At 37.6% G+C, this 6941-nt stretch carries 6 protein-coding genes; 1 reads left to right on the top strand and 5 read right to left on the bottom strand.

What is annotated here, in order from left to right; translation table 11 throughout:
• A partial coding sequence (locus M992_RS07050; protein WP_147638165.1) for a hypothetical protein occupies positions 1-1046 on the bottom strand: 1046 nt, incomplete at its 3' end.
• On the bottom strand, positions 1043-1555 hold the full coding sequence (locus M992_RS07045; RefSeq protein WP_053907912.1) for a hypothetical protein: 513 nt from the start codon (positions 1553-1555) through the stop codon (positions 1043-1045). The genes M992_RS07045 and M992_RS07050, both read right to left, overlap by 4 nt.
• Before the next feature lie 459 nt (positions 1556-2014).
• On the opposite strand from M992_RS07045, the gene M992_RS07040 reads away from it, so the two are divergent.
• Positions 2015-2311 (top strand): HdeA/HdeB family chaperone, encoded by a 297-nt coding sequence (locus M992_RS07040; RefSeq protein ID WP_053907911.1) that lies wholly within the window; start codon positions 2015-2017, stop codon positions 2309-2311.
• 149 nt (positions 2312-2460) lie between these two features.
• Here M992_RS07040 and lysS read toward each other — a convergent pair whose 3' ends face one another.
• The 3 genes from lysS to recJ all read right to left on the bottom strand — a co-directional run bounded on the left by lysS (position 2461) and on the right by recJ (position 6933).
• Positions 2461-3978, bottom strand: a complete 1518-nt coding sequence (gene lysS, locus M992_RS07035; protein WP_053907910.1) for a lysine--tRNA ligase — start codon at positions 3976-3978, stop codon at positions 2461-2463.
• 7 nt (positions 3979-3985) lie between these two features.
• Positions 3986-5084 (bottom strand): peptide chain release factor 2 gene (gene prfB / locus M992_RS07030; protein ID WP_134473557.1). Its coding sequence is split into 2 segments (ribosomal slippage): positions 3986-5008 and positions 5010-5084, totalling 1098 coding nucleotides; the frame shifts between segments, so codons are not numbered across the junction.
• 115 nt (positions 5085-5199) lie between these two features.
• Complete coding sequence (recJ, locus tag M992_RS07025) at positions 5200-6933, bottom strand: single-stranded-DNA-specific exonuclease RecJ (protein ID WP_053907909.1); 1734 nt, start codon at positions 6931-6933, stop codon at positions 5200-5202.
• Between the last annotated feature and the right edge of the window lie 8 nt (positions 6934-6941).

Here is a 6941-nt window from a genome sequence, read left to right as displayed (position 1 = left end):
GCAGCTTTATCAGTCAATGTTTTGGTTATTTCTGTTTGTTTATATTTAATTTGCTGATTTTCTTGAACTAATGCCGCCAATTCAGATTCTTTGATTGCATTATTTTTAGTCGCTAATGCCAATTGTTCAGTTAGTGCTTTAATTTTTTGCTCTGTTTCTGGAGTATCTGATTTAGCAACTTTTGTTAATTGAACTTCTAGCTGATTTATTTTTTCATTAGACTCAGATAGTAATAATTTAATTTTTTCGATTTCAGCTGACTTTAATAACAGTTGTTTCTTTAATTCATCAATAGTTTGATATCTAGCAGATAATTTATTTACTAGCTCTTTGTCAGTGAGTAAATTCTGGTACCAGATTAGCTGACCTACACCTTGGGCTACACCAAAATTAAACAACGTCGAAAATCTCTGTTGGTCGATAATCTGCATAATATTTTCACGTTGCTTAGCCGTCATTTTTTGTGATGGCGTGGGCAATGTGACTGAAGATAAAGAGGTAAATAAGCTTAGTGGATTATAAACAACATTATATTTACCATAATCACGCAATAGGTAATCGCTAGACCATTGACTTGGTATAAATAAGGCCGAAACTGAAGTTAAATAATTCGCAGGAGCGATAGCATCGGTAACATCTGCTTTTTTAGATTTAGAAAAATCAGCAATATTATATTCTGATTTATTCTCTCTTTTTTGCTCAGCTGAACTCAATGGCTTATCCGCTATGGTATTTCCTATATTTTTTGCTACCGCTTTCTGCTCTGTATCTTTATTATATCTAACTCCACTTTTAGCTTCCGCAGTGTTTGTTTTTTTATTAATCAGTTTAGACGGCTTATTCTTCTTCCCTGCTTCTTTTGGTAGTTGAGAAAATAACTCATCATAAGATCGTGTCTCAATGGGGACTTGTTTAACCTCATTGTGCTTTTCGAGCTGAAGATAGGCATCAAAATCATTGATAACACTATTAAATTCTTCAGCCTGAACATTCGAAGCTAATGATATTATTGCCAGAGAGATGCACAATCTTAAGTTAATTCTCATAATCCACTAATCTTTTCCAAAGTTGATTCAATAGAAAGTACAGAGTTGTAACGTACTTTAGCGCATAAAACTTTTGTTTTCGCTTCTATCGCCATTTTCATTAATTCGATAGTATCTGGGCTAGCGGTAGATGCAATTTGTTTATATAACCCATTAATTTCACTAACTTCTTTAAATGACCCTACTAAATGTTCATAATCTGTTGGCGAGAGAACTTTCAATGAATTTAATTCTTTAATACAAGAATCTAAATTGGAGAAGGAAGCTGGCTCTGTCAGCATTTTTGATGAATCATCATTACTAGCTGTTTGCTCAATTATTTGTTTTACTTGAGCGTTATTTTCAGTATGAGCATAATCATATGTCGGCTGCTGTTTTTGGGCTGATGCCATATTTATCGCAGAAGAAGGTGTTTTTTGTCCCCATAGCGAATTACATCCCGAAAGAGAAATGATACTGGCGGCAAAAAAAGTTGCCGTTAGGATTTTCTTTTTATTTTTAGAAAACATAATGTTACCTTATCCAACGATTGAGTCAGCTAAATATTATCGATAATATTCACTTAGTCTAAGCTAAATCAGATTTTTTTTCTATCTATCCATCAATAAAACAAGGGAGTACATCAATTATTGATTCATTATAGAGCTGTTATCTATGAGCCTTTCACTTAACCCATGTTTACTCAATATATAGGTATATAGTTGATACTTTAACTATCACAAAATGTCGGTATATTTAATTATAAATAAAAATAATAATCATTAATTAAATAATATTTCCTTAACTAAACCAAATATAATGTATCTTCTATTATAGAATACACATCAATTTATGAATATCATTAATTGGTAATGAGTATAATTTTATAATTTATATTTGAATTTCTTTTTGGGTATGATAATTTATTTATCTTCGATAGCATCGATTTACCGCTTTTATATTAATATAAATTTAAATAGGGGTAGCACATGAAAAAATCAATTATTAGTTTAATTGCAGTTTTAGGTATATCCACAGCCTGTTATGCTAATGCAGATCAAAAAACGACACCCACTAGTACGCCAGAAAATATGACTTGCCAAGAGTTTATTGACTTGAACCCTCAGGCGATGACTCCTGTCGCTTTTTGGCTATTAAGTAATGATACTGTATTTAAACAAGGCGATTATGTAGCATTGCAAGAATCAACAATTGCTGAGACACCTAAAATTTTAGCGTTCTGTAAAACACAGCCGACTAAAAAATTAGCTGAATATAAAAAATAATATCTCTATTAGATAATAAATAAGGGGTTAGATATATCATCTGCCCTTTATTTATTATATTAAGCAATAAATTCTTAAATTTATTATCTTTCTAATAAAAAAATGCCTGATAAATCATCAGGCATTTTAAATTATAAATCTATTTACGATTAAGCTTTAGTTGGTCTTAATGCTGGGAACAAAATCACATCACGAATAGTATGACTATTAGTAAATAGCATTACCATGCGATCAATACCAATACCCAAACCAGCCGTTGGCGGTAAACCGTGTTCCAATGCAGTAATGTAATCTTCATCATAGAACATCGCTTCATCATCGCCTTCATCTTTTTGATGAACTTGTTCAGCAAAACGTTCAGCTTGATCTTCTGCATCATTTAACTCTGAGAAACCATTACCAATTTCACGACCACCTATAAAGAACTCAAAGCGGTCAGTTATGAATGGGTTATCATCATTACGGCGAGCTAATGGAGAAACTTCTGCTGGGTATTCAATAATGAATGTTGGTTGGATCAAGTGACTTTCAGCAACTTCTTCAAATATTTCACACTGAACACGACCTAAGCCCCAAGATTTTTCCACTTTAATACCGATAGATTCAGCAATAGCTACCGCTTTTTCCATATCATCTAAATCAGCAATATTAGTTTCTGGGCGGTATTTGCAAATAGCTTCTCTCATGGTTAATTTAGCAAATGGCTGACCAAAATCAAATTCCTGCTCACCATATTTAACCACCGTCGTACCAAGAACTTCTTGCGCTAATGTACGGAATAATTCTTCTGTAAGATCGATTAAATCACGATAATCGGCATAAGCCATATAGAGTTCCATCATAGTGAACTCAGGATTATGGCGTGGTGATAAACCTTCATTACGGAAATTACGGTTAATCTCGAATACGCGCTCGAAGCCACCGACAACTAGACGTTTCAAATACAGTTCAGGAGCGATACGCAGATACATATCAATATCTAATGCGTTATGATGAGTTACAAATGGGCGAGCAGTTGCACCACCAGGAATAACTTGCATCATTGGCGTTTCTACTTCCATAAACGCCTTGCTAACCATAAAGTTACGCAATGAAGATAATATTTGAGAACGGATTTGGAATGTTTTACGCGATTCTTCATTCGCGATCAAATCTAAGTAACGTTGACGATAACGGGTTTCCTGATCTGAAAGACCATGGAATTTATCCGGTAATGGGCGCATAGCTTTAGTCAACAAACGAACATTATTACAATGAATAGTTAATTCGCCCGTTTTAGTTTTAAATAATCGACCTGTAGCGCCAAGAATATCGCCTAAGTCCCATTTTTTAAACTGTTCGTTATAAATACCTTCTGGCAGATCATCACGAGAAACGTAAAGCTGAATTTGCCCCCCCATATCTTGGATAGTCGCAAATGATGCTTTACCCATAATACGGCGAGTCATCATACGACCAGCAATAGCGACCTCGATATTTAATGCTTCGAGCTCTTCTGCTGACTTATCATCGTATTGGCGATGAAGTTGCTCTGATATGACATCACGGCGGAAATCATTAGGGAACGCGATACCCTTATCACGTAACGCGCTTAATTTTTCACGACGAGCTTTAAGCTCATTATTTAAATCTGGCGCTTGTTCCGCACCCTGTTGTTGTTGAGACATTTTTTCCTCACAGGCCAGCTTTAAGACTGGCTTCAATGAATTTATCTAAATCACCATCCAGTACGGCTTGCGTGTTACGCGTTTCCACACCAGTACGTAAGTCTTTAATTCGGGAATCATCCAATACATAAGAACGGATCTGACTTCCCCAACCGATATCGGATTTATTTTCTTCCATCGCTTGTTTATCAGCATTTTTCTTTTGTACTTCTAACTCATACAATTTTGCTTTCATCTGGCGCATAGCCTGATCTTTATTTTTATGCTGAGAGCGATCGTTCTGACACTGGGTCACTGTATTGGTCGGAATATGGGTGATACGCACCGCAGATTCTGTTTTATTGACATGCTGCCCACCAGCACCTGATGCACGATATACATCAATACGCAGATCTGCTGGGTTAATTTCGATATCAATATCATCATCAACTTCAGGATAAATAAACGCTGAACTAAAGGAAGTATGACGGCGGCCACCAGAATCAAACGGGCTTTTACGCACTAAACGGTGCACCCCTGTTTCTGTTCTTAACCAACCATAAGCATATTCACCAATAATTTTGATGGTTCCTGATTTCAAACCGGCAACATCACCGTCCGATTCTTCAATAATTTCTGTTTTAAATCCCTTGGATTCAGCCCATCGTAAGTACATACGCATTAACATACTTGCCCAATCTTGAGCTTCTGTCCCCCCTGAACCCGCCTGTAAATCGAGATAGCAATTAGCGCTATCGTATTCACCTGAGAACATACGACGGAATTCTAGCTGATTAAGCTTTTCTTCTAATTGCTCTAATTCAGCAATAGCTTCATTAAAGGTGTCTTCATCTTCAGCTTCAACTGCTAATTCCAAAAGCCCTTCAACATCTTCGATACCTTGAGTCAATAGATCAATCGTTTCGGCAATAGCCTCTAACGATGAGCGCTCTTTACCAAGCGCTTGGGCTCTTTCAGGTTCATTCCAGACATCAGGCTGTTCTAGCTCGGCGTTAACTTCTTCTAATCGTTCTTTCTTTGCATCATAGTCAAAGATACCCCCTCAGAACCGATGTCCGTTCAGACACGTCCTGAATTTGGTTTTTGACCGGGTTAATTTCAAACATTATATTTCCGCGTCTTACGTTGAATAATATGAATTAATTTCAAACCGCCTATTATAGCGGAATTGATGCCGCGTTTATATACCTGACCGTAATCTATGACGGCCTAATGAGGTGCCTAATCTGGCCAAATATGCTGTATTAACAATTGCACATTACGATTTCCACGGTATTCATTTACATCAAGTTTATAAGCTATCTCTGCTGTCTTAATACTATTGTCTGGCCACTGAGCTGGATCAATATTAAACATAATACCATCAAGCATCGGGCCCCCCTCAATCGGTTCTAACATCAGTTTTAAATGTTTTTCTCCCACCAATCGCTGCTGTAAGATCTTAAATTTTCCATCGAAGATAGGTTCAGGAAAAGCTTGTCCCCACGGGCCGGCTTCGCGGAGTAACTCGGCCATTTCTAGGCTTAATTGTGAAGAATTGAGTGCGCCGTCACTCCATACCACACCAGATAAATCTGCTGGGTCTATTAGCTCCGCCATTAATTGGCAAAAATATTGATTAAAAGCGCTAAATTTATCTTCCTCTAAAGAAAGCCCGGCTGCCATCGCATGCCCACCAAATTTCAGCATCAATCCAGGATGCAAGGTATTTAGTCTGTCTAGTGCATCTCGCATATGTACGCCTTGAATTGAACGCCCAGAACCTTTTAGTATTCCATCACCAGCAGGAGCGAACGCTATTACCGGCCGATGAAACCGCTCTTTTATTCGAGAAGCCAAAATACCGACGACACCTTGATGCCAGTCTTTATGATAAAGCGCTAATCCATTCGGTAATATATTATCGGGGTATTCAATTTTACTGAATAGCGCCATAGCTTCTAGCTGCATTCCTGCTTCAATTTCTCTGCGGGTCTGATTTAAACTATCAAGTTCATTAGCTAGTTCACGGGCATGAGCAATATCGTCAGTTAATAATAGAGCAACGCCTATCGACATATCATCAAGTCGCCCTGCCGCATTCAACCGTGGACCAAGCGAAAAACCTAAGTCATTGGCAACTAGGCGATATGCTTCTCGTTTTGAAACCTCTAGCAACGCTTTTATCCCAACACAACAACGGCCTGCCCTAATCCGATTTAATCCTTGATGGACTAAAATACGATTATTAAAATCGAGAGGGACAACATCAGCAACGGTTCCTAGCGCGACTAAATCGAGTAATTCCGCTAAATTAGGAATTGCAATTCCTTGTTGTTCAAACCAATCTTGTTGCCGCAATTCAGCACGTAAAGCCGACATTAAATAAAATGTTACCCCTACTCCGGCTAATGCCTTCGACGGAAACTGGCAATCTGTAAGATTAGGATTAATAATAGCTTCTGCTGCTGGCAATACCGAACCCGGCAAATGATGATCAGTAATAATAACTTTAATATCATGCTTATGAGCTGAATCAACACCATCATGTGATGAAATACCGTTATCAACGGTAATAATTAAATCAGCCCCTTTTTTAACCACTTGCTCAACAACTTCGGGGCTCAGACCGTAACCGTCCTCAAAACGATTCGGCACTAGATAATCTAAATTACGGTATCCCATTAATTTAAGCGCGCGGATAGCGAGTGCTGTACTGGTTGCACCATCCGCATCAAAATCGCCAACAATAACAATGCGCCAATGTGATTTTAATGCCGTAATTAATAATGAAATGGCCGGCTCAATACCACTAAGCGTCCGATAATTGAGTAATCCTGCCGCTTTGCGATCTAGCTCTGTGCTATTTTTAATACCACGACTGGCATAAATACGTTGCAGTACTTCAGGGATATCAGCAGGTAAATCAACCTGCGCCTCAGATAATCGACGGCGTAAATAAGTTTCTGTCTTCACGTTATATA

The organism is Moellerella wisconsensis ATCC 35017, from assembly GCF_001294465.1.
Lineage (GTDB): Bacteria > Pseudomonadota > Gammaproteobacteria > Enterobacterales > Enterobacteriaceae > Moellerella > Moellerella wisconsensis.
The sequence above is the reverse complement of the archived record's forward strand: the minus strand, read 5'-3'. Positions and strand labels throughout refer to the sequence as shown.

Bases quoted from the DNA above. Each gene is read 5' to 3' on its own strand.
- M992_RS07045 (WP_053907912.1), bottom strand. From the start codon at position 1,555: ATGTTTTCTAAAAATAAAAAGAAAATCCTAACGGCAACTTTTTTTGCC.
- M992_RS07040 (WP_053907911.1), top strand. From the start codon at position 2,015: ATGAAAAAATCAATTATTAGTTTAATTGCAGTTTTAGGTATATCCACA.
- lysS (WP_053907910.1), bottom strand. From the start codon at position 3,978: ATGTCTCAACAACAACAGGGTGCGGAACAAGCGCCAGATTTAAATAAT.